The following is a 19,703-nucleotide window of genomic DNA, read 5'->3' on the forward strand; positions in this document are numbered from 1 at the left end:
AGCAAAATCGAATACCCGGTGTTTTTTTACGTTTCAAAGTTGAGATAAAACCAGCTAATATAAGGGCGATTAACTATCAGTAGCGTTATCCCTATTCTGGAGATATTCCTTTGATCAACGTTCTTCTTGTTGATGACCACGAACTGGTGCGCGCAGGGATACGACGCATTCTTGAAGATATAAAGGGCATTAAAGTTGTCGGTGAAGCGTGCTGCGGAGAGGATGCGGTAAAATGGTGCCGTACTAACGCCGTTGACGTCGTGCTGATGGATATGAACATGCCCGGTATTGGCGGCCTTGAGGCGACGCGTAAAATTGCCCGCTCGACAGCGGATATCAAAGTGATCATGCTGACCGTCCATACGGAGAACCCGTTGCCCGCCAAAGTGATGCAGGCTGGCGCAGCTGGCTATCTCAGCAAAGGCGCTGCGCCTCAGGAGGTGGTGAGCGCTATTCGTTCGGTGTATTCCGGACAACGTTATATCGCCTCCGATATCGCTCAGCAGATGGCGCTCAGTCAGATCGAGCCTGCAAAAACGGAAACGCCGTTCGCCAGTTTGTCTGAACGCGAGTTGCAGATTATGCTGATGATCACCAAGGGTCAGAAGGTCAATGAGATTTCAGAACAGCTGAATCTCAGTCCTAAAACGGTGAACAGCTATCGCTATCGTATGTTCAGTAAATTAAACATTCATGGTGATGTTGAGCTGACTCACCTGGCAATCCGCCATGGCCTGTGTAATGCGGAGACGTTAACAAGCCAGTGAGTGAAATATTTGACGCAAAGGCGTTTTTGAAAACCGTTACCAGCCAACCCGGTGTCTATCGTATGTATGACGCCGGCGGTACGGTTATCTATGTCGGTAAAGCAAAAGACCTGAAAAAGCGTCTTTCCAGCTACTTTCGCAGCAACCTGGCTTCGCGTAAAACCGAAGCGCTAGTTGCGCAAATTCAACACATTGATGTCACGGTAACGCATACCGAAACGGAAGCGCTGCTGCTTGAGCATAATTACATCAAGTTGTATCAACCGCGTTACAACGTGTTGTTGCGTGATGATAAATCCTATCCTTTTATTTTTCTGAGCGGCGATACCCATCCGCGTCTGGCGATGCACCGTGGCGCCAAACATGCGAAAGGCGAGTACTTCGGCCCATTTCCTAATGGCTATGCCGTGCGGGAAACGCTGGCGCTGTTACAGAAAATTTTCCCTATCCGCCAGTGCGAAAACAGCGTATATCGCAACCGCTCGCGTCCTTGCCTGCAATATCAGATTGGCCGCTGTTTAGGCCCCTGCGTTGCAGGACTGGTCAGCGAGGAGGAGTATGCGCAACAGGTGGAGTATGTCCGGTTGTTTTTGTCCGGTAAGGACGACCAGGTCTTAACACAGCTGATTGCCCGGATGGAAAAGGCCAGCCAGGATCTGGCATTTGAAGAGGCGGCGCGTATTCGCGATCAGATCCAGGCGGTACGCCGGGTCACGGAGAGACAGTTTGTCTCCAATGCGGGCGACGATCTCGACGTGATCGGCGTGGCTTTTGATGCGGGTATGGCCTGTGTGCATGTGCTGTTTATTCGCCAGGGTAAGGTGCTGGGCAGCCGCAGCTATTTTCCAAAAGTACCTGGCGGTACGGAACTGGGCGAAGTGGTGGAAACCTTTGTCGGGCAGTTTTACCTGCAGGGTAGCCAGATGCGCACGCTACCGGGCGAGATACTGCTCGATTTTAATCTGAGTGATAAAACGCTGCTGGCCGACTCGTTGTCGGAACTTGCCGGACGGCGTATTCATGTCCAGACAAAACCGCGCGGCGATCGCGCCCGTTATCTCAAGCTGGCGCGGACCAACGCGGCAACGGCCTTAATCACTAAACTCTCGCAGCAGTCCACCATCACGCAGCGTTTGACCGCGCTGGCGGCGGTATTAAAACTTCCTGCGATCAAGCGGATGGAATGTTTTGACATCAGCCATACCATGGGGGAGCAAACGGTCGCATCCTGTGTGGTATTTGACGCTAACGGGCCGTTACGCGCCGAGTATCGTCGTTATAATATCGCGGGCATCACGCCGGGTGATGACTACGCGGCGATGAATCAGGTGCTACGTCGGCGTTATGGCAAGGCCATAGAAGAAAGTAAGATTCCGGATGTTATTCTGATCGACGGCGGAAAAGGGCAGCTCGCCCAGGCGAAAGCCGTTTTCGCTGAGCTGGATGTCCCCTGGGATAAGCATCGTCCTTTGCTGCTCGGCGTCGCCAAAGGCGCGGACAGAAAGGCCGGTCTGGAAACACTCTTTTTTGAACCGGAAGGCGAGGGGTTTAGCCTGCCGCCGGACTCGCCGGCGCTGCATGTTATTCAACATATTCGCGATGAGTCGCACGATCACGCGATCGGCGGGCACCGTAAAAAACGCGCGAAGGTTAAAAATACCAGTACGCTGGAAACTATTGAAGGCGTTGGGCCTAAACGTCGCCAGATGCTGCTGAAATATATGGGCGGTTTGCAAGGACTACGTAACGCCAGCGTAGAAGAAATTGCAAAAGTGCCGGGTATTTCGCAAGGTCTGGCAGAAAAGATCTTCTGGTCGTTGAAACATTGAGGCCACTGTAGCAACATAGGGGTAATTTCACTGACAACAGATAGTTACCCGTCACTATGCAATTTAATATCCCTACGTTGCTCACGCTGTTTCGCGTCATCCTGATTCCATTCTTTGTCGTGGTGTTTTATTTGCCGTTCACCTGGGCGCCGATGGTCAGCGCGCTGATTTTCTGTATTGCCGCTATTACCGACTGGTTTGACGGCTTTCTGGCGCGACGCTGGAACCAGAGTACGCGTTTCGGCGCTTTCCTCGACCCCGTCGCCGACAAGGTGCTGGTGGCGATCGCCATGGTGCTGGTCACCGAGCATTATCATAGCTGGTGGGTAACGTTACCTGCGGCGACGATGATCGCCCGCGAAATTATTATCTCTGCTCTGCGTGAATGGATGGCGGAGCTGGGCAAACGCAGTAGTGTAGCGGTCTCCTGGATCGGTAAAGTCAAAACTACCGCGCAGATGGTGGCGCTGGCGTGGCTCTTGTGGCGTCCGAATATCTGGGTAGAGTATGCCGGGATCGCGCTTTTCTTTGTCGCAGCGGTACTAACGTTGTGGTCCATGTTGCAATATTTGAGCGCTGCACGCGGAGATTTGCTTGATCAGTGATCGTTTCGCCGCAAATTTCAGCAAACGATCGTGAGTGACGAAAAATATCGTTGACTCAGTGCGTCAGGTAAGTAGAATGCAACGCATCGAACGGCAGCACTGATTGCCAGACGATAACAAAATCAAGTGATTAACAAAGTTGCTTGATACTGCGGGAATAGCTCAGTTGGTAGAGCACGACCTTGCCAAGGTCGGGGTCGCGAGTTCGAGTCTCGTTTCCCGCTCCAGTTTAAAAGCATTGGCGTAAAGCGGATGCTGGCTGAAAAGCCAAAAAAATTTGGCGCGTTAACAAAGCGGTTATGTAGCGGATTGCAAATCCGTCTAGTCCGGTTCGACTCCGGAACGCGCCTCCAATTTTTCCCGAGCCCGGATGGTGGAATCGGTAGACACAAGGGATTTAAAATCCCTCGGCGTTCGCGCTGTGCGGGTTCAAGTCCCGCTCCGGGTACCATGGGAAAGACAAGAATAATCAAAGCAATAAGCAGTGTCGTGAAACCACCTACGGGTGGTTTTTTTGTGCCTTCAGTTTGTATGCCGACCGCGAGCGTGAACTTTCCAGCGCGATACACAGTAAAAAAACACCGGTAGCGGCATTTCTGCCAGCACAGCAGTTATGTGCTACCGACCCGCAAGAACTTATGGCTGGTAAATACTAAACATCGGGTAAATCAGCCGATAAAATCCATTAATCTCTATAAAAAATGCTGATATGTTTTATGCCTGCTTTATTAAAGAGAGTAGGTCTGCCAGTGAAATATACCGATAATGCAAAATTATTTATTAGCTTCATTAATATTGGGATTGTAGGTTGCGCTTTTTTACTTTTTTTTATTTTGTATGAGCCTGAGAGTGCAATCGTAACCTACTCTCTTCCAGGAGAGCCTTCCTCTTCAACATGTGATGCGCGTAATTTTATTGGCTACGTCGATGAAAACGACTTTGCAGAGTATATAAAAAAAGTAGAACTGACGCGCTACAGTATGTATTGTCTGAAAAAAACAGGGGCGGGTCAGTGGAGTATTTATGCAAATTAAACGAGTATATAACTGTTCAGGGGTATTTTCTGCACAATTTAATTAAAGGTAGATAGCGAACTAATATTCATCATAAGGTAATGTGATCCGCATCATGCTTTAATCACGTTTTGCAATATTGTCTTAATAACAGGTCAACTACAGATAATTTCGGGTTTTCGTGAATGGCGGTTTTGGTCAGTCTCTATATTATGCTTTCCCCGCTTTACGGAGATGATGATGCAAAAGAAAACCTGGGCCGTTTTATTGATACCATTGTGCCTCACCGCTTGCCACCAGACGACCAACCGATCAACAGCCAAAGATGAAATTCTCACAGGGAGCTATATTGACCCGACAAAAACACGCTTTCCGTTAGCGGATTATTCACAGTCGGTTGATAAATGGATACCTCCGGACTCGGCTGATTACACTATTCCGGTTATTGATAGTGCTACCCAACAACGCTACTTTAACGCACTAAAATCTCATTATTTCGGAATGGACAGTGAAGCGCACTCGCCGTGGAATGATTTTTATATTACCGCATTGCTGAAAAAAAACGCAGCACAGGCCCGGGATGCCAGTATTAAGCAGTTTCTTAGCGACGGCAGTGCTTATTGGGGGGAAAACTTCAGACTTTATACCTCTCGCTGGAAAGAGGAGGTTAGAGGGAATACGGATACGCAGATTGACAATATCTATCATGCCTCCCGGCGAGGCATTATGGTCAGAGAAAGTTTAGTCAGAGCGCTGCCAACGGACGACCCGCTCTTTAACGATCCCCGTCAGGCGGGCGAGGGGTATCCGTTTGATAATTTACAAATGTCTTCGCTGCGTCCCGGTACGCCGGTCTATACGCTGGCGAAGAGCAAAGACCAACGCTGGCAATATGTCGTTTCACCAGCGGTAACTGGCTGGGTTCATAGTGAAGATATTGCCAGTACGGATCAGAAATTTATAACACAGTGGGTTTTGCTTGCTCATAAGCAACTGGGGGCATTTATCAACGCGCCGGTTTCTGTCCATGCCGCAGGCGTCTATTATTTCACCGGGCGACCGGGCACTATTTTACCGTTCCGACATCAACGGGCGGGCCAGTTCCTGATTGCGGCGCCAGTTCGCGACAGCAATGGTCGTGCGTTTATCCATTGGGTCTGGCTAAGCGGTAACGAGTTTACGGCTATGCCGTGGAAAATGACGCCGGAAAATATCGCCGTGCTAATGAAAGCAATGCACGGCGCCCCCTACGGTTGGGGAAATTTTAACTTTTATAATGATTGTTCAGCCGAAGTCCGCAGCCTGTTAATGCCGTTTGGCATATTCCTGCCCAGACATTCATCCGCGCAGGTAGAGTCTGCTGGACGGGTGGTCGATCTTAGTCATAAAAATCCCCAAATGCGGATCGATTATCTCACCAGATACGGAAAGCCGTTTACTACGCTGGTCTATATTCCAGGGCATATTATGCTGTATATCGGTAACACAACCATGAATGGGCAGGTTATGCCGATGACTTATCAGAATATCTGGGGATTGCGCCCAAACCATGCTAATAGCCGGAGCATTATCGGTGAGGCAGTATTTTTGCCGTTACTGCGTTTTTATCCTGAAAATCCTGAGCTGATATCGCTGGCTGGTAAGGTTCTGTTTAAGCTTGGTTATATAGAATAGGTTGACAAACTGTGTTATCGCGGAAGACATGATTAAGGCAGCCGTGCGCGTGGATATAAAGAGAGTATCCCTGTAAACTGTGTCTGAAAAAAGTATGCGCTATAGTGCGGGCTGTTTATTTGAAATACTATCTGGAGCTGATTCTGGATGTGATTATGTGCCTCACACATTGAAGTGAGAGTTATTGTTGGCGGTATCTGGCTGGAGGCTGGGTGGTAAAAAGACGTAATTTATTGCATTTTAATAACGGTGCCCGGTCGGAGCGCGATCTTGGGGATCTGGTCACTAAAGTTTTTGAGAAAGCGGCGAAAAAAGAACCGCAACCGCTATACACATTTAGCCTGCCGTTGCTGAGTGTGCAGGATGAGATCCGTGTTTACTGTAAGAAAAAAAATATCAAAATAGGGTACGATACGCTGTTTATGGAAATAACCTTTTCTGCTGACAGAGAAGCGGTAGACGAACTCATTAAACACTTTTTTACTGAAAATAAGCTCTATTTGAGAGGGCGGTTTTATCTGTCCGCGGCGGTGGTATAAGTTAGCATGAGTATAATATAGCGAGAAACCTATCTCTCGCTTTTGTGTGGGGCGAGCGCTTCCTGGCGGAAAATCTGCGCCCTGATCCTCCTTTTGTGCGTTAACTTCCGGAATCCTCCTCATTTCGTGTTAATCTGGCCCCTGATGGTTGCCATCCAAACTGCCTGCAAAAAAATTATTTTTATCCGCTGCAATGTAAGAGGCCTACAGGCGGAAGTCATCACTGAGGAAAAGCGTTATGAAAATGGAACCATTAAACGAGAACGAGCTGGAATGGCTGGATGATGTGCTGACGAAATACAATACCGATCAGGCCATTTTGGATGTCGCGGAGCTGGACGGTCTGATTACTGCGGCACTAAGCTCTCCGCGCCCCATCGAGCCGGAACAGTGGCTGGTCGCGATATGGGGGGGGCCCGCGTACGTACCGCGCTGGACATCTGAAAAAGAAATGACGCGATTTATGGATCTGGTGTTCCAGCACATGGCGGACACAGCCGCCCGGCTTGAAGACTATCCAGAACAGTTCGAGCCGCTGTTTGGCCTGCGAGAAGTTGATGGCCATGAATTAACGATTGTTGAAGAATGGTGCTTTGGTTACATGCGCGGAGTGTCGCTGTCCGACTGGTCTGACTTGCCGGATACGCTAAAACCGGCGCTGGAAGCGATTGCCTTACATGGCACGGAAGAAAACTTTGCGCTGTTGGATAAAATGAGCCCGGAAGCGTTCGATAAAAGCGTTGACGCTATCCGTATCGCGGCGCTTGAGCTGCATGCCTGGTGGATGGCGCATCCGCACACGACGCCGCTACAGATGCCGATAAAAGCAGAGGTGAAAGTGGGGCGTAACGATCCTTGCCCATGCGGGAGCGGCAAAAAATTTAAGCAGTGCTGCCTGCATTAATGGCTCGTAAACGGCCATAGCGTGATGATTATCGAGCCTGGACGGCGTCCGGGCCCGGTAATCTTTGCCTGACATTAACCCGGATCGGGCAGGAACCCCAGTGCGATCGAAAACTGGACGCCAATCACGACAATGCCGCAGATAAACACCAGCGCCAGCGCTGGCGTGCCGCCTGCCACACGATATCCCGCCTGAGGGCTCTGTTTACGGCATTGCCAGACCAGCATGGCAGGGATGAGTAGTGCCAGCACTGCCAGCGCTACGCCGGCATAGCCTAATGCCATCACAAATCCACGTGGGTAGAAAAGCGCAAACGCCAGCGGCGGCAGAAAGGTAATCAGCCCGGTTTGCAGGCGTCCGGACACCGTACTGCGGCGCTGGAATAGATCGGCCAGGTAATCAAATAATCCTAGCGCTACGCCCAGAAAAGAGGTCGCCAGCGCCAGATCGGCGAACAGGTGGACCGCCAGTTCGACATGTGGCGAAGCGACCACTTCTCTGAGCGCCTGCAGCAGGCCATTTAACCCGGCATGGCTGGCCAGTAGCCCTCTGAATGTCGGCGAGTCGATACTTCCCAGCGTGGCGAGCTGCCAAAAAATATAGGCCACTAACGGAATGGCGCTACCCGTCATAAAGACCCAACGCAGCCGGCGAATGTTGCCGTTCATATAACTCACAATACTCGGTACGCTTCCGTGAAAACCAAACGAGGTGAAAATGACCGGTATGGCGGATAACGCCAGCCCCTGCTGTAAAGGAAGCGTAAGAAGATTTACTTTATGAATGTGTGGCGTGAGCAACGCAAGCATGATGACCAGAAAAATGATCTTCGCGCTAAACAGGAAGCGGTTAAAAAGGTCGACCAGCGAGGTTCCCACACACACCACCCCACCGGCAACAAAGGTGAACAGCAGTACTCCGGCAGCGGGCGAGAGCGTGGCGCCAAGCCAGTTATTAATACTGGATGCCAGTAATTCTCCGGCTCCGGAAATGTAGGCGGCGGTGAGCGCATACATTAAGAACATCATACTGAATCCCGTAAGCCACTGTCCGTAACGTCCAAGATAGCGTTTTGCCAACGAGCCCAGCCCGGTATCCGCCGGAACGTGTTGATATACCTCCAGTAATAGTAGCGCGGTATAACACATCAGCGCCCACAGGCCAATCAACAATCCCAGCGTGACGCTGAAACCAACGCCAGCCGCTGCCAGCGGCATTGCCAGCATCCCGGCGCCGATAGTGGTGCCTGCCACGATAAAAATACTGCCCAGAGTTCTGTTTTTCACGCTTTCTACTACCCCGGTAACAAAGAACGGTGATATCCGCGGCGCAGGGTAAGGCATTACGCTATTTTCGTCAAATGGTCGTTACAATGGGTGTACTGTAAAATTTACAGTTCCGGGCGTAAAAGCGAATATGGGAGGAGACGCGGACAACCGCCGCAAACCTGCGCTAGCGCAAAGTCGCTCGCACACGGACACATTAGGCTACGAGTTTTATTCAGGAGGGGTTATGGATTCCATTCACGGTCACGAAGTGCTCAACATGATGATTGAGTCTGGCGAGCAGTACACGCATACCTCGCTGGAGGCGGCAATAAAAGCGCGCTTTGGCGAGCGGGCACGATTTCACACCTGTTCAGCGTCAGATATGACGGCGGCGGAACTGGTCGCGTTTCTGGCGGCGAAAGGAAAGTTTATTGCCGTGGAGAACGGTTTTTCAACGCATGAGAGTAAAATCTGCCGCCATTAATACGCCACGGTGAGAGCGCGTCTCACCGTGTAAGGACTTGCTGGATTAATTTTGCGTATCCAGGGTGGAGAGTTCTTTATCAATGAAATAAAGCCCTTCGCCGCTTTTTCCCGCCAGCGTTAATTTATCAATAATAGATTTGAATAATTTTTCTTCTTCATGCTGCTCGGCCACATACCACTGCAAGAAATTAAATGTCGGATAATCCTGGCTGGTCATTGCGGCATGAGCCAGTTCATTAATTTTTTGCGTAATAATCTGCTCATGCTCATAGGTCGCGCGGAACAGCTCATCCAGTGAGGTGTACTCAGCGAAGGGCGAAGAAACGGTATTAATGCGCGGCAGGCTTCCGGTATCGGTAAGGTAGTCAAACAGGCGCTGCATATGCGTCATCTCTTCTTGCGCATGGCGACGAAGAAATGCGGCCGCGCCTTCAAAGCTGTGATAGCTGCACCACGCGCTCATTTGTTGATAGAGCAGGGAGGAATACAACTCCAGATTCATTTGCTCATTCAGTTTGTCGATCATTTCTGTTTTCAGCATGGTTCCGCTCCACAAATAGCAAAAGATATACAGTAATGTGGCGCCACTATAATTTGTTATTTTATTATTTGCAAAAGGTAAAATATTAAATTTAATTATTAAAAATACGAATGGGAATAAAACGCATTAACGCCAGTGTATAGCGTATAAAAATAAAGGAAAGCCAGCACCTTCATGCTGGCAATAGCGACCCTGCACTCTCCTCTATTGTACATGGTGTCGGCGTTAAGCCAGCCGCCTTAATAATAAAGCGGCATGATTTGCGGGACGGCAACGCCCCGGCACTGCCAGGAGAGGGTAAATCGGGTGTTCAGACACAACGAGCCCGCATAAATGCTACAGGTTCCTACCGGCTGACCAAACGAAACGGCATCGGCATAGCCCATCTGCTGGCATTCGCGTGTTGCGGTCCCGTGAGATACATAATCATCTGTCCGTGAAGTAAAAAATAGCGGCTGGTTATACGTCAGGCGCACGATGCCGCTTATCGGGCTGGCTTCGCTGACCTGCGCTTGTCGAGTAATGGTGCATCCCGTCAGGGCTAGCAGTGAAAGAGTAAAAATAAGAGGCTTCATAAAATCGCTCCGACAATTCGGTATCAGACCATGCTAACTCGTGTCTTGCACCGTCAATGGCTGGAATAACTTACGGATTCGCCTTGATTAAAGGTAACGGCAGGAGGTTTACAGCGGGAACAGAAAATGTGTGAGCGTCTCTTCATTTAATGAAACTTGGTTTCATTAAATTTGAATGCGTGTTCTTAAGTGTGTAGTGTGGGCAAAACGTCATGATTTACGCAGACGCGACCGTCTGCATTCAGGAGGAACACGATGAAAATTGCACTGATGATGGAAAATAGCCAGGCCAGCAAAAATGCCATCATTTATAACGAACTTAGCGCCGTTGCCAATGAAAAGGGATTTCCCGTTTTTAACGTCGGCATGTGCGACGAAAATGACCATCACCTGACGTACATTCATTTAGGCATCATGGCGAGTATTTTGCTTAATGCAAACGCGGTTGATTTTGTGATTACTGGCTGTGGCACCGGGCAGGGCGCGCTGATGTCGTTAAATATTCATCCAGGTGTCATTTGTGGCTATTGCATCGATCCGGCAGATGCTTTTCTGTTTGCGCAGATCAACAACGGCAATGCGTTGTCCCTGCCATTTGCGAAAGGCTTTGGCTGGGGCGCTGAGCTGAACGTGCGTTTCATCTTTGAAAAAGCGTTTACCGGGCGTAAAGGCGAGGGGTATCCGCCTGAGCGCAAAGCGCCGCAGGTACGCAATGCGGGCATTTTGAACCAGGTTAAGGCCGCGGTCGTCAAAGAGAATTATCTGGATACACTACGGGCTATCGATCCTGAACTGGTTAAAACGGCGGTTTCAGGGCCGCGTTTCCAGCAATGTTTGTTTGAAAACGGCCAGAATAAAGAAATAGAAGCGTTTGTACGTGAGATGCTGGGGTAATGCCTGGACAAGACAGAGGCGTATCGCGCCTGTCGGCTGGCATGATGTGCCGATAATACGCCAGTAGCGACAGGCACCACCTCTGGCAAACAGACCAGAAACGGTGTAGGCCGGATAAGCTGCTTCGCGTTGCTATCCGGCTAATAACGTCTCAATATTGTCGCTCGGGGTGCCGCTATCAGTGATGCTGATAGGTCACGACGTTAAGGAGATGCTGATCGGTTTGCGCCAGGCATAGCCCTGCTCGTTTAGCGCTGCGAACTTCTTCGAGAATAGTTTGTAAAAGTACGCCATCCTGCTGCTGCTCTTTTTCCAGGGTATGGAGAAAATCAAGCGTTGAGGCATCATTCAGCGCTTTCGCTTCATCTGCCAGACGCGACAGCGTGCTGGCGCGTTGCTGATAATCCTCCAGGGTTTTCTGGAACAATTCTTCCAGAGAGCAGAGCTCTTCACCCGGAACGTCAATGGCTTTAACGATAGGGGTGGCGCCGGCGTTTTTCATAAAATTAAACATGCGCATCATTTGCGTCACGTTGCCTTGCGCCTGGGTACGAAGAAAGGTGGCGGTGCCTGTTAAACTGTGTTCAGAACACCATTCGCTTAGATGGAGGTAAAGATTTGATGCGTAAAACTCAAGGTTCATTGGCGTGTTGAGCTTTTGAACCATTCCTACAGCTGCCATAACAATATCCTTATTTCCAGAAAGTGTTGATGTGCATGACAGACGAGAATGCAACGGGCCGTTGTCACATTCTTACCTCTATGCACAATAAATACTCTTAGCAGAAGAACTCCGTTCCGCCAGTCCCTTATGCGATCTCATTTCCTGTTTATCGATCGGTAATGAGAATAGCGCGTCAATAAAAATAAGAAAATCCTTAAATGCAATTGTTTATCTTTTTTTACATTTTCAGCGGTGTGATTTTTTCAGGTGTAATGATTTTTGGTGTGGAGAAGTTACAACCATTTGAAATTTAAATGATATTATATAGATTTGTAATTTATGAAACATTGTTTCAGATCATGGGGTAAGCCTTTCAAGTATGGTAATTTCAATAAAATAAACATTAGTCAGTCTGGATATCACACGCATAAACGGTTGAGAGCAAATATGCCTGTTTTTATAAACTAGCCGATTTTGCGGTAGATCATTTTTAATGTCATTAATCATACGAGTACGTTATTCGGTTGAGCGCAGTTTTGATGGGTGACTCGTTAACAAGGAGCAGTCAATGAAAAAGGTCGCGGTGCTGTTGGCACCAGGATTTGAAGAAGCAGAGGCCATTGTTACTCTTGATATTCTGCGACGTTTGCATATCGACGTCGAAACGCTGGCGTGTGCTGAATCACGGGCGGTGGTGAGTTACCATGATATTCCTATGGTTGCGGACAGCACGCTGAGTGAACGCCAGCAGGCGCTTTTCGATGCGGTAGTGCTGCCGGGCGGTCCGCAGGGGAGCGCTAATCTGGCGGCTAATCCGGCGGTGATCGCTTTCGTTGCGCGTCATGATGCGGCAGGCAAATTTATTTGTCCTATCTGTTCCGCGGCGGCAAGGGTGCTGGGTGCTCACGGATTGCTGAAGGGGCGTCGTTATGTCTGTTCCGGCGACCTGTGGAAAGCGGTTCCGGAAGGTGTCTATGTGGATGCGCCCGTTGTTGAAGATGGTAATTTAATTAGCGGTAAAAGCTTGGGTCATGTCTTTGATTTCGCGCTAACCCTTTCCGCCAGACTGCTGGGAGACGATGCGCCGGTTCGCGAACAGGCTGAACATATCTATTATCCCTGGTAATCGTTATTCACCCAGGGCCGTAAGGATTAGCTGGCTGATGTTATGGATTAATGGGCTGGCTTTCCTGCCTTTTGGCTGATGAATTCGCTCTGGGTTATGTCATGCTGGCTAATGAATTCCCTGGGTTATGAGTTAATCGTTATTTCTGCGTGCGTATTAGGGGGCGTTTTCCTGAGAGGCGGCCTCGGAAAAGTCTCATATGTGGTGGCGAGCGTACTGATATCAGGAGCAGTGGAGAACGCGATGAACCTGCTCAACATTTCACCTTTTGCACAGTACGTGGTTCGCGGCTGAATCCTTCTGGCAGCAGTTATCTTCGACCATTATAAGCAAAAAGCGAAGCGTATGATTTGATGAATTAACACTCAACTAAACAGTATAGCTTCACGTCATCGCCAACCGCTACCCCGGCTGGCGATGGTCTTTCTAAATGGCGAGCAGCGTCACACTGTCTATACTTACATGACTAATGAGACCGTTTGTGAGTCTCAATATGATGATAAGGAGGAGACCAGGGTGGCAGAACCGTTAACCGTATCCCCCGAACTCACTGCGAACTATGCGTATTTTTTTGACCTTGATGGCACATTGGCAGAGATAAAGCCTCATCCCGATCAGGTAGTGGTACCGCATAAAATCCTTCAGTTGTTAGACCGTCTCGCGGCGCACAACGCAGGGGCACTGGCATTGATTTCAGGGCGTTCAATGACTGAGCTGGATGCTTTGGCGAAGCCTTTTCGCTTTCCGCTCGCTGGCGTTCACGGAGCAGAGCGTCGTGACATCAATGGTAAAACCCATATCGTGCGCCTTCCTGAAGCGGTAGTCCGTGAGGTGGAGGCGTTATTACGTTCGACGCTTGTAGCGCTGCCCGGAACGGAGCTGGAGACGAAGGGGATGGCGTTTGCGCTGCACTACCGTCAGGCTCCGGAACATGAAGCGGCGCTGTTGGCGCTTGCGCAACACGTTACGCAGCACTGGCCGCAACTGGCGTTGCAGCCTGGTAAATGTGTTGTGGAAATCAAACCTAAGGGAACTAATAAAGGCGAAGCGATTGCCGCCTTTATGCAGGAGGCGCCCTTTGCGGGACGGATTCCCGTTTTTGTGGGCGACGATTTGACCGATGAGGCTGGCTTTGGCGTGGTGAATCACGCTGGCGGAATTTCCGTAAAAGTGGGCGTCGGGGCAACCCAGGCGGCATGGCGGCTGGAAAGCGTACCCGATGTCTGGCGCTGGCTGGAGCAAATCAATTATCCACAACAAGAACAACAAGTAATGAATAACAGGAGAGATGGCTATGAGTCGTTTAGTCGTAGTATCTAATCGAATTGCCCCCCCGGATAATAAAGGCGGCGCCGGCGGCCTCGCCGTTGGCGTGCTTGGCGCGCTAAAAGCGGCTGGCGGGTTGTGGTTCGGCTGGAGTGGCGAGACAGGTAACGAGGATGAGCCATTAAAAAAGGTGACAAAAGGTAATATTACCTGGGCATCGTTTAACCTGAGTGAACAAGATTACGAAGATTATTACTGTCAATTTTCCAATGCGGTTCTCTGGCCTGCGTTCCACTATCGTCTGGACCTGGTACAGTTTCAGCGTCCTGCATGGGAAGGCTATATGCGGGTGAATGCGTTATTAGCGGATAAGTTATTGCCCCTCATTAAAGAGAACGACATCATTTGGGTGCATGACTACCACCTGTTACCGTTCGCCAGCGAGCTGCGTAAACGCGGCGTGAACAACCGAATTGGTTTTTTCCTGCATATTCCATTCCCGACCCCGGAGATTTTTAACGCTTTACCGCCGCATGATGAACTGCTGGAGCAGTTGTGTGACTTTGATCTGCTAGGGTTCCAGACCGAAAATGATCGCCTGGCTTTTCTGGATAGCCTTTCGAGTCAAACGCGAGTCACGACTCGCAGCGGCAAGCAGCATATCGCGTGGGGTAAAGACTTCCAGACAGAAGTGTATCCTATCGGTATTGAGCCCGATGAGATTGCTCTGCAGGCTGCCGGGCCGTTGCCGCCTAAACTGGCGCAGCTCAAGGCGGAACTGAAAAATGTGAAGAATATTTTTTCCGTTGAGCGGCTGGATTATTCGAAAGGGCTGCCGGAACGTTTTCTGGCGTATGAAGCGCTACTGGAAAACTACCCGCAGCATCGGGGAAAAATTCGTTATACCCAAATTGCGCCTACGTCACGCGGCGAAGTACAGGCATATCAGGATATTCGCCACCAGCTTGAGACGGAAGCAGGCCGGATTAATGGGAAATATGGACAATTGGGCTGGACGCCGCTCTATTATCTGAATCAGCATTTCGACCGTAAACTGTTAATGAAGATATTCCGTTATTCAGACGTCGGGCTCGTCACCCCGTTGCGTGACGGGATGAACCTGGTGGCAAAAGAGTTTGTCGCCGCGCAGGACCCCGCTAATCCTGGCGTCCTGGTACTGTCACAGTTTGCCGGCGCGGCGAATGAACTGATGTCGGCGTTAATCGTCAATCCTTACGATCGGGATGACGTGGCGGCGGCGCTCAATCGCGCGTTAACGATGCCCCTTGCCGAGCGTATTTCGCGCCATGCGGAAATGCTGGACGTGATCGTTAAAAATGACATTAACCGCTGGCAGGAGCGTTTTATTCATGACCTAAAGGAGGTCACGCCGCGTAGCCCTGAGCGTCAGCAGCAGAACAACGTGGCGACGTTCCCTAAGCTGGCCTGAAATATCGCGAGCGGCGACTAGTCGCCCGCTAACGGTACCAGCAACACATCTACCTGGCTGGCGCTGACGACACTTTTTGCCGAGCAGGACGCGCGCGAAAAGAAACTGTGGTTATGGTTGCCGCAAATGACCAGATCAACATGGTGTTTGCGGCACACAGCCAAAATATGCTGGCTTAACTCACCTGATGCGATGAAAGTTTGTTCAATCGGATAATCCGCCTTTTCCCCCAGCATCTTAAGAAAATTCTCGGTTTCCTCATGCATAACCGCGCGTAAATCCTCCATCATGGGCGCAGCGAACTGGTTATACAGTTCAGGATCGGAAGCGAGAGTAATCAGGCTTACTTTCGCCTGGACAGGGCGGGCGATAGAGACAGCTTTAGCCAGTAGCTGGTGACTTTCCGGGGTGACGGCAACGGCGACAAGAATATGGGTGTAGCTCATAACTCGCTCCTTGATTGCAAGAATATGAGATTGTGCTTTAGCTTTACTCTGTTTATCGCATTTCTGCAATGCGCTAATGCCACATTAATGTGAAGGACATCATAATTAATCATTAATTATTCTTATGTAAAGAATCGTGGCATAAGACACTTTTTACACACCACCAGGATGCTTCATTTAAACGGGTGAACAAGGAAAGCTAAAAGTTAAATCAAATGAGCTTATTTTTAACAGCGGAGGGCGTATGCTGTGACGAGATTAATTAATAACGTTTAATATTTAAGCTACTGTTTACTAAAGGTAAAATAAAATCGTTTCTAAAATAGAAATAATAGCCTGTTATCTATTATCCAGGCGTTATTTTAACAGAGAGAAACAAAAAAGAATTTGGTGTTGACGTACCCCTATTCAGCAGTGTGGAATAGAAAAAGTGAACATTAGGTTATTAATTAAACAAAGTAAAAGCCATGCTGATGGTTTTATCGTAAGTATTCCGTTAAATTATGTGATCTACATCACATATTTTCTAAAATCGCCGTCCCGCTCCGTTGTATGTCACGAAGCTGACGAGTAGAGTTGCGTCGAATTAGGAAAAATCTTAGGCATTTGTAAAAATTGATGTAAACGTGTAAGGCGAATCTCAGTGGGAAGCTGCGTTATACGTCACAATGTCCACAATGTCTGAGCGCTGCTATGCATTTGACCTTTTTGCTTCTTTTACCGGGCCTTCCCGGCGACATCACGGGGTGCGGCTACGTCGCACAAAAATAAAGTTGGTTATTCTGGATGGGAACAATGCATACATCCGAGTTGCTAAAACACATTTATGACATCAATTTGTCATATTTACTCCTTGCACAGCGTTTGATCGTCCAGGACAAAGCATCTGCGATGTTCCGCCTCGGTATCAACGAAGAGATGGCAAACACACTGGGCGCGTTGACCCTGCCGCAGATGGTCAAACTGGCGGAGACGAACCAGTTAGTTTGTCATTTCCGGTTTGACGATCATCAGACGATCACCCGTTTGACTCAGGATTCGCGCGTCGATGATTTACAGCAGATTCACACAGGTATCATGCTTTCAACGCGTCTGCTCAATGAAGTGGACGATACGGCGCGTAAGAAAAGGGCATGATAATGAGTGAAAAAAGCATTGTTCAGGAAGCTCGCGATATCCAGTTGGCGATGGAGTTGATTAATCTTGGCGCTCGTCTACAAATGCTGGAAAGCGAAACACAGCTCAGCCGTGGTCGCCTCATCAGGCTGTATAAAGAATTACGCGGTAGCCCGCCGCCTAAAGGGATGCTGCCATTTTCGACAGACTGGTTTATGACCTGGGAGCAAAATATTCATGCCTCCATGTTCTGCAACGCCTGGCAATTTTTACTGAAGACCGGCTTATGCAGCGGTGTGGATGCGGTGATTAAAGCTTATCGGCTTTATCTTGAGCAGTGTCCGCAACCGCCTGAAGGGCCGTTGTTGGCGCTGACTCGCGCATGGACGCTGGTGCGTTTTGTTGAAAGTGGGTTGCTTGAATTGTCGAGCTGTAACTGCTGCGGTGGGAACTTTATTACCCATGCGCATCAGCCCGTGGGCAGCTTTGCGTGTAGTTTATGCCAGCCGCCATCCCGCGCAGTAAAAAGACGTAAACTTTCCCGAGATGCTGCCGATATTATTCCACAACTGCTGGATGAACAGATCGAACAGGCTGTTTAACCGAAACGGTGTGGACAAACACTCCAGCAGCGGTAAGTCATTACCGCTGCTTTTTTTTGCCTTGCCTTCGCGTTAATCGCCCGACTGCGCATCCTGTCATAGTCAACAGCGGAAGGATGATGTCGTGCTTATCTTATTAGGTTACCTGGTGGTTATCGGTACAGTTTTCGGCGGTTATGTCATGACCGGCGGACACCTTGGGGCACTCTATCAACCTGCTGAACTGGTCATCATTGGCGGCGCGGGGATAGGGGCGTTCATTGTCGGCAACAACGGGAAGGCCATCAAAGGCACGATGAAAGCGATCCCGTTGTTATTTCGTCGTTCGAAATACACGAAATCTATGTACATGGATTTGCTGGCGTTGCTCTATCGCCTGATGGCCAAATCACGCCAGCAGGGGATGTTCTCCCTTGAACGCGATATTGAAAATCCGAAAGAGAGTGAAATCTTCGCCAGTTATCCGCGTATTCTGGCCGATGCGGTAATGCTTGATTTTATTGTCGATTATCTGCGCCTGATCATCAGCGGCAACATGAATACGTTCGAAATTGAAGCGTTGATGGATGAAGAGATTGAAACCCATGAAAGCGAGGCGGAAGTCCCGGCCAACAGTCTGGCGATGGTGGGGGATTCGCTGCCTGCCTTTGGTATCGTCGCGGCGGTAATGGGGGTGGTTCACGCTCTGGCTTCAGCCGATCGTCCGGCAGCGGAGTTGGGGGCGCTGATTGCCCATGCCATGGTAGGTACGTTCCTCGGTATTTTACTGGCTTATGGATTCATTTCACCGTTAGCGACCGTTTTGCGCCAGAAGAGCGCCGAAACCACCAAGATGATGCAGTGCGTAAAAATTACACTGCTGTCTAATCTGAACGGCTATGCGCCGCCGATTGCCGTGGAATTTGGTCGTAAAACGCTTTATTCCAGTGAGCGTCCATCGTTTATTGAGTTGGAAGAACACGTTCGCGCAGTGAGAAACCCAAACCAGCAGCAGACGACTGAGGAAGCATGAAAAATCAGGCTCATCCCATTGTCGTCGTAAAACGCCGCAGGCACAAACCGCACGGCGGCGGGGCGCACGGTTCCTGGAAAATTGCCTACGCCGATTTTATGACGGCGATGATGGCTTTTTTTCTGGTGATGTGGCTGATTTCCATCTCCAGCCCTAAAGAATTAATTCAGATTGCCGAATATTTTCGTACGCCGTTGGCCACCGCGGTAACGGGGGGGAACCGGATTGCCAATAGCGAGAGCCCGATACCAGGCGGCGGCGATGATTACACCCAACAGCAGGGTGAAGTGGAAAAGCAGCCGAATATCGACGAGCTGAAAAAACGGATGGAGCAGAGTCGCTTAAACAAACTGCGCGGCGATCTGGATCAACTGATCGAGTCCGATCCCAAACTGCGCGCGTTACGTCCGCATCTGAAAATTGATTTAGTTCAGGAGGGGTTGCGCATCCAGATTATCGACAGCCAGAACCGCCCGATGTTTAAAACCGGCAGCGCCGAAGTTGAGCCGTATATGCGCGATATCCTGCGTGCGATTGCGCCAGTGTTAAACGGTATACCTAATCGCATTAGCCTGGCCGGCCATACCGATGACTTTCCCTACGCGAACGGCGAAAAAGGCTATAGCAACTGGGAGTTATCCGCCGATCGCGCCAATGCCTCGCGTCGCGAACTGGTCGCTGGCGGGCTGGATAACGGAAAAGTATTACGGGTGGTTGGCATGGCCGCCACGATGCGGCTGAGCGATCGCGGTCCTGATGACGCCATCAACCGCCGTATAAGCCTGCTGGTGTTAAACAAACAGGCGGAACAGGCCATTTTGCATGAAAACGCTGAAAGCCAGAATGAGCCGGTAAGTGTATTACAACAGCCTGCGGCAGCCCCGCCGGCAAGCGTACCCACATCGCCAAAAGCGGAACCGAGGTGA

22 protein-coding genes, 3 tRNA genes and 1 pseudogene are annotated in these 19,703 nt (G+C 49.8%); 20 read left to right on the forward strand and 6 right to left on the reverse strand.

Annotated features, from left to right (window positions below; all coding sequences use genetic code 11):
* The first annotated feature begins 110 nt into the window (after positions 1-110).
* The 10 genes from uvrY to QEN32_RS09195 all read left to right on the forward strand — a co-directional run bounded on the left by uvrY (position 111) and on the right by QEN32_RS09195 (position 7,331).
* Positions 111-767: a UvrY/SirA/GacA family response regulator transcription factor gene (uvrY, locus tag QEN32_RS09150; protein WP_000611323.1), complete on the forward strand. Its 657-nt coding sequence runs from the start codon at positions 111-113 to the stop codon at positions 765-767.
* Positions 764-2,596, forward strand: a complete 1,833-nt coding sequence (uvrC, locus tag QEN32_RS09155; RefSeq protein WP_001289468.1) for an excinuclease ABC subunit UvrC — start codon at positions 764-766, stop codon at positions 2,594-2,596. The genes uvrY and uvrC overlap by 4 nt, the downstream gene beginning before the upstream one ends.
* Before the next feature lie 56 nt (positions 2,597-2,652).
* Positions 2,653-3,201, forward strand: a complete 549-nt coding sequence (gene pgsA / locus QEN32_RS09160; protein WP_001160195.1) for a CDP-diacylglycerol--glycerol-3-phosphate 3-phosphatidyltransferase — start codon at positions 2,653-2,655, stop codon at positions 3,199-3,201.
* Positions 3,202-3,352: 151 nt separating this feature from the next.
* Positions 3,353-3,428, forward strand: a tRNA-Gly gene (locus QEN32_RS09165).
* A gap of 52 nt (positions 3,429-3,480) precedes the next feature.
* Positions 3,481-3,554 (forward strand) — tRNA-Cys (locus tag QEN32_RS09170).
* Between the two features lie 11 nt (positions 3,555-3,565).
* Positions 3,566-3,652: transfer RNA gene (locus QEN32_RS09175), tRNA-Leu, on the forward strand.
* Positions 3,653-3,902: 250 nt separating this feature from the next.
* Positions 3,903-4,235 (forward strand): hypothetical protein, encoded by a 333-nt coding sequence (locus QEN32_RS09180; protein ID WP_023139758.1) that lies wholly within the window; start codon positions 3,903-3,905, stop codon positions 4,233-4,235.
* A 213-nt stretch (positions 4,236-4,448) separates the two neighbouring features.
* Positions 4,449-5,888 (forward strand): SH3 domain-containing C40 family peptidase, encoded by a 1,440-nt coding sequence (locus tag QEN32_RS09185; RefSeq protein WP_242106015.1) that lies wholly within the window; start codon positions 4,449-4,451, stop codon positions 5,886-5,888.
* Between the two features lie 212 nt (positions 5,889-6,100).
* A complete protein-coding gene (locus tag QEN32_RS09190; RefSeq protein WP_000240837.1) occupies positions 6,101-6,427 on the forward strand; it encodes a glucose-6-phosphate dehydrogenase in 327 nt (108 codons plus the stop codon).
* 238 nt (positions 6,428-6,665) lie between these two features.
* Positions 6,666-7,331 carry a UPF0149 family protein gene (locus tag QEN32_RS09195; protein WP_000781519.1) on the forward strand — a complete coding sequence of 222 codons (666 nt, stop codon included), beginning with the start codon at positions 6,666-6,668 and terminating at the stop codon, positions 7,329-7,331.
* A gap of 74 nt (positions 7,332-7,405) precedes the next feature.
* On the opposite strand, the gene tyrP is transcribed toward QEN32_RS09195, so the two are convergent.
* Positions 7,406-8,617, reverse strand: coding sequence for a tyrosine transporter TyrP (gene tyrP / locus QEN32_RS09200; protein WP_001562965.1), 1,212 nt, complete (start codon positions 8,615-8,617; stop codon positions 7,406-7,408).
* 226 nt (positions 8,618-8,843) lie between these two features.
* Between tyrP and QEN32_RS09205 the strand changes: the two genes are divergently transcribed.
* Positions 8,844-9,083, forward strand: coding sequence for a YecH family metal-binding protein (locus tag QEN32_RS09205; protein ID WP_000377240.1), 240 nt, complete (start codon positions 8,844-8,846; stop codon positions 9,081-9,083).
* A gap of 45 nt (positions 9,084-9,128) precedes the next feature.
* On the opposite strand, the gene ftnA is transcribed toward QEN32_RS09205, so the two are convergent.
* Together ftnA and QEN32_RS09215 are read right to left on the reverse strand one after the other, a co-directional pair.
* The gene (gene ftnA / locus QEN32_RS09210) at positions 9,129-9,626 is read right to left on the reverse strand and encodes a non-heme ferritin (RefSeq protein WP_000920618.1); all 498 of its coding nucleotides are present in this window, start codon (positions 9,624-9,626) and stop codon (positions 9,129-9,131) included.
* Positions 9,627-9,865: 239 nt separating this feature from the next.
* Positions 9,866-10,201: a YecR-like lipofamily protein gene (locus tag QEN32_RS09215; RefSeq protein ID WP_000803229.1), complete on the reverse strand. Its 336-nt coding sequence runs from the start codon at positions 10,199-10,201 to the stop codon at positions 9,866-9,868.
* A 255-nt stretch (positions 10,202-10,456) separates the two neighbouring features.
* Between QEN32_RS09215 and QEN32_RS09220 the strand changes: the two genes are divergently transcribed.
* A complete protein-coding gene (locus tag QEN32_RS09220; RefSeq protein WP_265322309.1) occupies positions 10,457-11,095 on the forward strand; it encodes an RpiB/LacA/LacB family sugar-phosphate isomerase in 639 nt (212 codons plus the stop codon).
* A 178-nt stretch (positions 11,096-11,273) separates the two neighbouring features.
* On the opposite strand, the gene QEN32_RS09225 is transcribed toward QEN32_RS09220, so the two are convergent.
* Entirely contained in the window at positions 11,274-11,777 is a 504-nt protein-coding gene (locus tag QEN32_RS09225; protein WP_000741707.1) for a non-heme ferritin-like protein, read from the reverse strand.
* Between the two features lie 550 nt (positions 11,778-12,327).
* Here QEN32_RS09225 and QEN32_RS09230 point away from each other — a divergent pair.
* From QEN32_RS09230 to otsA, 4 genes and pseudogenes are all read left to right on the forward strand, one after another.
* The gene (locus tag QEN32_RS09230) at positions 12,328-12,885 is read left to right on the forward strand and encodes a DJ-1/PfpI family protein (protein ID WP_265322310.1); all 558 of its coding nucleotides are present in this window, start codon (positions 12,328-12,330) and stop codon (positions 12,883-12,885) included.
* A gap of 117 nt (positions 12,886-13,002) precedes the next feature.
* Positions 13,003-13,179, forward strand: a pseudogene (araH, locus tag QEN32_RS09235) (L-arabinose ABC transporter permease AraH); the annotation flags it as partial.
* Positions 13,180-13,401: 222 nt separating this feature from the next.
* Positions 13,402-14,205: a trehalose-phosphatase gene (otsB, locus tag QEN32_RS09240; protein ID WP_000840114.1), complete on the forward strand. Its 804-nt coding sequence runs from the start codon at positions 13,402-13,404 to the stop codon at positions 14,203-14,205.
* On the forward strand, positions 14,180-15,601 hold the full coding sequence (gene otsA, locus QEN32_RS09245; RefSeq protein WP_079971492.1) for an alpha,alpha-trehalose-phosphate synthase: 1,422 nt from the start codon (positions 14,180-14,182) through the stop codon (positions 15,599-15,601). The genes otsB and otsA overlap by 26 nt, the downstream gene beginning before the upstream one ends.
* 17 nt (positions 15,602-15,618) lie before the next feature.
* Here otsA and uspC read toward each other — a convergent pair whose 3' ends face one another.
* Positions 15,619-16,047, reverse strand: a complete 429-nt coding sequence (gene uspC, locus QEN32_RS09250; protein WP_000122606.1) for a universal stress protein UspC — start codon at positions 16,045-16,047, stop codon at positions 15,619-15,621.
* A complete protein-coding gene (locus tag QEN32_RS09255; protein WP_001617301.1) occupies positions 16,044-16,160 on the reverse strand; it encodes a hypothetical protein in 117 nt (38 codons plus the stop codon). Before QEN32_RS09255 ends, uspC begins: the two co-directional genes overlap by 4 nt.
* Before the next feature lie 682 nt (positions 16,161-16,842).
* Between QEN32_RS09255 and flhD the strand changes: the two genes are divergently transcribed.
* The 4 genes from flhD (at position 16,843) to motB (ending at position 19,703) form a co-directional block, all read left to right on the forward strand.
* Positions 16,843-17,184, forward strand: coding sequence for a flagellar transcriptional regulator FlhD (flhD, locus tag QEN32_RS09260; protein WP_001518146.1), 342 nt, complete (start codon positions 16,843-16,845; stop codon positions 17,182-17,184).
* Positions 17,181-17,765 (forward strand): flagellar transcriptional regulator FlhC, encoded by a 585-nt coding sequence (gene flhC / locus QEN32_RS09265; protein WP_000605987.1) that lies wholly within the window; start codon positions 17,181-17,183, stop codon positions 17,763-17,765. The genes flhD and flhC overlap by 4 nt, the downstream gene beginning before the upstream one ends.
* Before the next feature lie 124 nt (positions 17,766-17,889).
* Positions 17,890-18,777, forward strand: coding sequence for a flagellar motor stator protein MotA (gene motA / locus QEN32_RS09270; protein WP_000906312.1), 888 nt, complete (start codon positions 17,890-17,892; stop codon positions 18,775-18,777).
* Positions 18,774-19,703, forward strand: coding sequence for a flagellar motor protein MotB (gene motB / locus QEN32_RS09275; RefSeq protein WP_000795653.1), 930 nt, complete (start codon positions 18,774-18,776; stop codon positions 19,701-19,703). Before motA ends, motB begins: the two co-directional genes overlap by 4 nt.

Origin of the sequence: Salmonella sp. SA14318, assembly GCF_029866905.1 — a bacterium.
Taxonomy (GTDB): Bacteria; Pseudomonadota; Gammaproteobacteria; order Enterobacterales; family Enterobacteriaceae; genus Salmonella; species Salmonella enterica.

What these genes read in the sequence shown, in the direction of transcription:
- pgsA (WP_001160195.1), top strand. Translation starts at nt 2,653, where the DNA reads ATGCAATTTAATATCCCTACGTTGCTCACGCTGTTTCGCGTCATCCTG.
- QEN32_RS09180 (WP_023139758.1), top strand. Translation starts at nt 3,903, where the DNA reads ATGCTGATATGTTTTATGCCTGCTTTATTAAAGAGAGTAGGTCTGCCA.
- QEN32_RS09185 (WP_242106015.1), top strand. Translation starts at nt 4,449, where the DNA reads ATGATGATGCAAAAGAAAACCTGGGCCGTTTTATTGATACCATTGTGC.
- QEN32_RS09195 (WP_000781519.1), top strand. Translation starts at nt 6,666, where the DNA reads ATGAAAATGGAACCATTAAACGAGAACGAGCTGGAATGGCTGGATGAT.
- QEN32_RS09205 (WP_000377240.1), top strand. Translation starts at nt 8,844, where the DNA reads ATGGATTCCATTCACGGTCACGAAGTGCTCAACATGATGATTGAGTCT.
- ftnA (WP_000920618.1), bottom strand. Translation starts at nt 9,626, where the DNA reads ATGCTGAAAACAGAAATGATCGACAAACTGAATGAGCAAATGAATCTG.
- QEN32_RS09215 (WP_000803229.1), bottom strand. Translation starts at nt 10,201, where the DNA reads ATGAAGCCTCTTATTTTTACTCTTTCACTGCTAGCCCTGACGGGATGC.
- QEN32_RS09220 (WP_265322309.1), top strand. Translation starts at nt 10,457, where the DNA reads ATGAAAATTGCACTGATGATGGAAAATAGCCAGGCCAGCAAAAATGCC.
- QEN32_RS09225 (WP_000741707.1), bottom strand. Translation starts at nt 11,777, where the DNA reads ATGGCAGCTGTAGGAATGGTTCAAAAGCTCAACACGCCAATGAACCTT.
- QEN32_RS09230 (WP_265322310.1), top strand. Translation starts at nt 12,328, where the DNA reads ATGAAAAAGGTCGCGGTGCTGTTGGCACCAGGATTTGAAGAAGCAGAG.
- otsA (WP_079971492.1), top strand. Translation starts at nt 14,180, where the DNA reads ATGAGTCGTTTAGTCGTAGTATCTAATCGAATTGCCCCCCCGGATAAT.
- uspC (WP_000122606.1), bottom strand. Translation starts at nt 16,047, where the DNA reads ATGAGCTACACCCATATTCTTGTCGCCGTTGCCGTCACCCCGGAAAGT.
- QEN32_RS09255 (WP_001617301.1), bottom strand. Translation starts at nt 16,160, where the DNA reads ATGATTAATTATGATGTCCTTCACATTAATGTGGCATTAGCGCATTGC.
- flhD (WP_001518146.1), top strand. Translation starts at nt 16,843, where the DNA reads ATGCATACATCCGAGTTGCTAAAACACATTTATGACATCAATTTGTCA.
- flhC (WP_000605987.1), top strand. Translation starts at nt 17,181, where the DNA reads ATGATAATGAGTGAAAAAAGCATTGTTCAGGAAGCTCGCGATATCCAG.
- motB (WP_000795653.1), top strand. Translation starts at nt 18,774, where the DNA reads ATGAAAAATCAGGCTCATCCCATTGTCGTCGTAAAACGCCGCAGGCAC.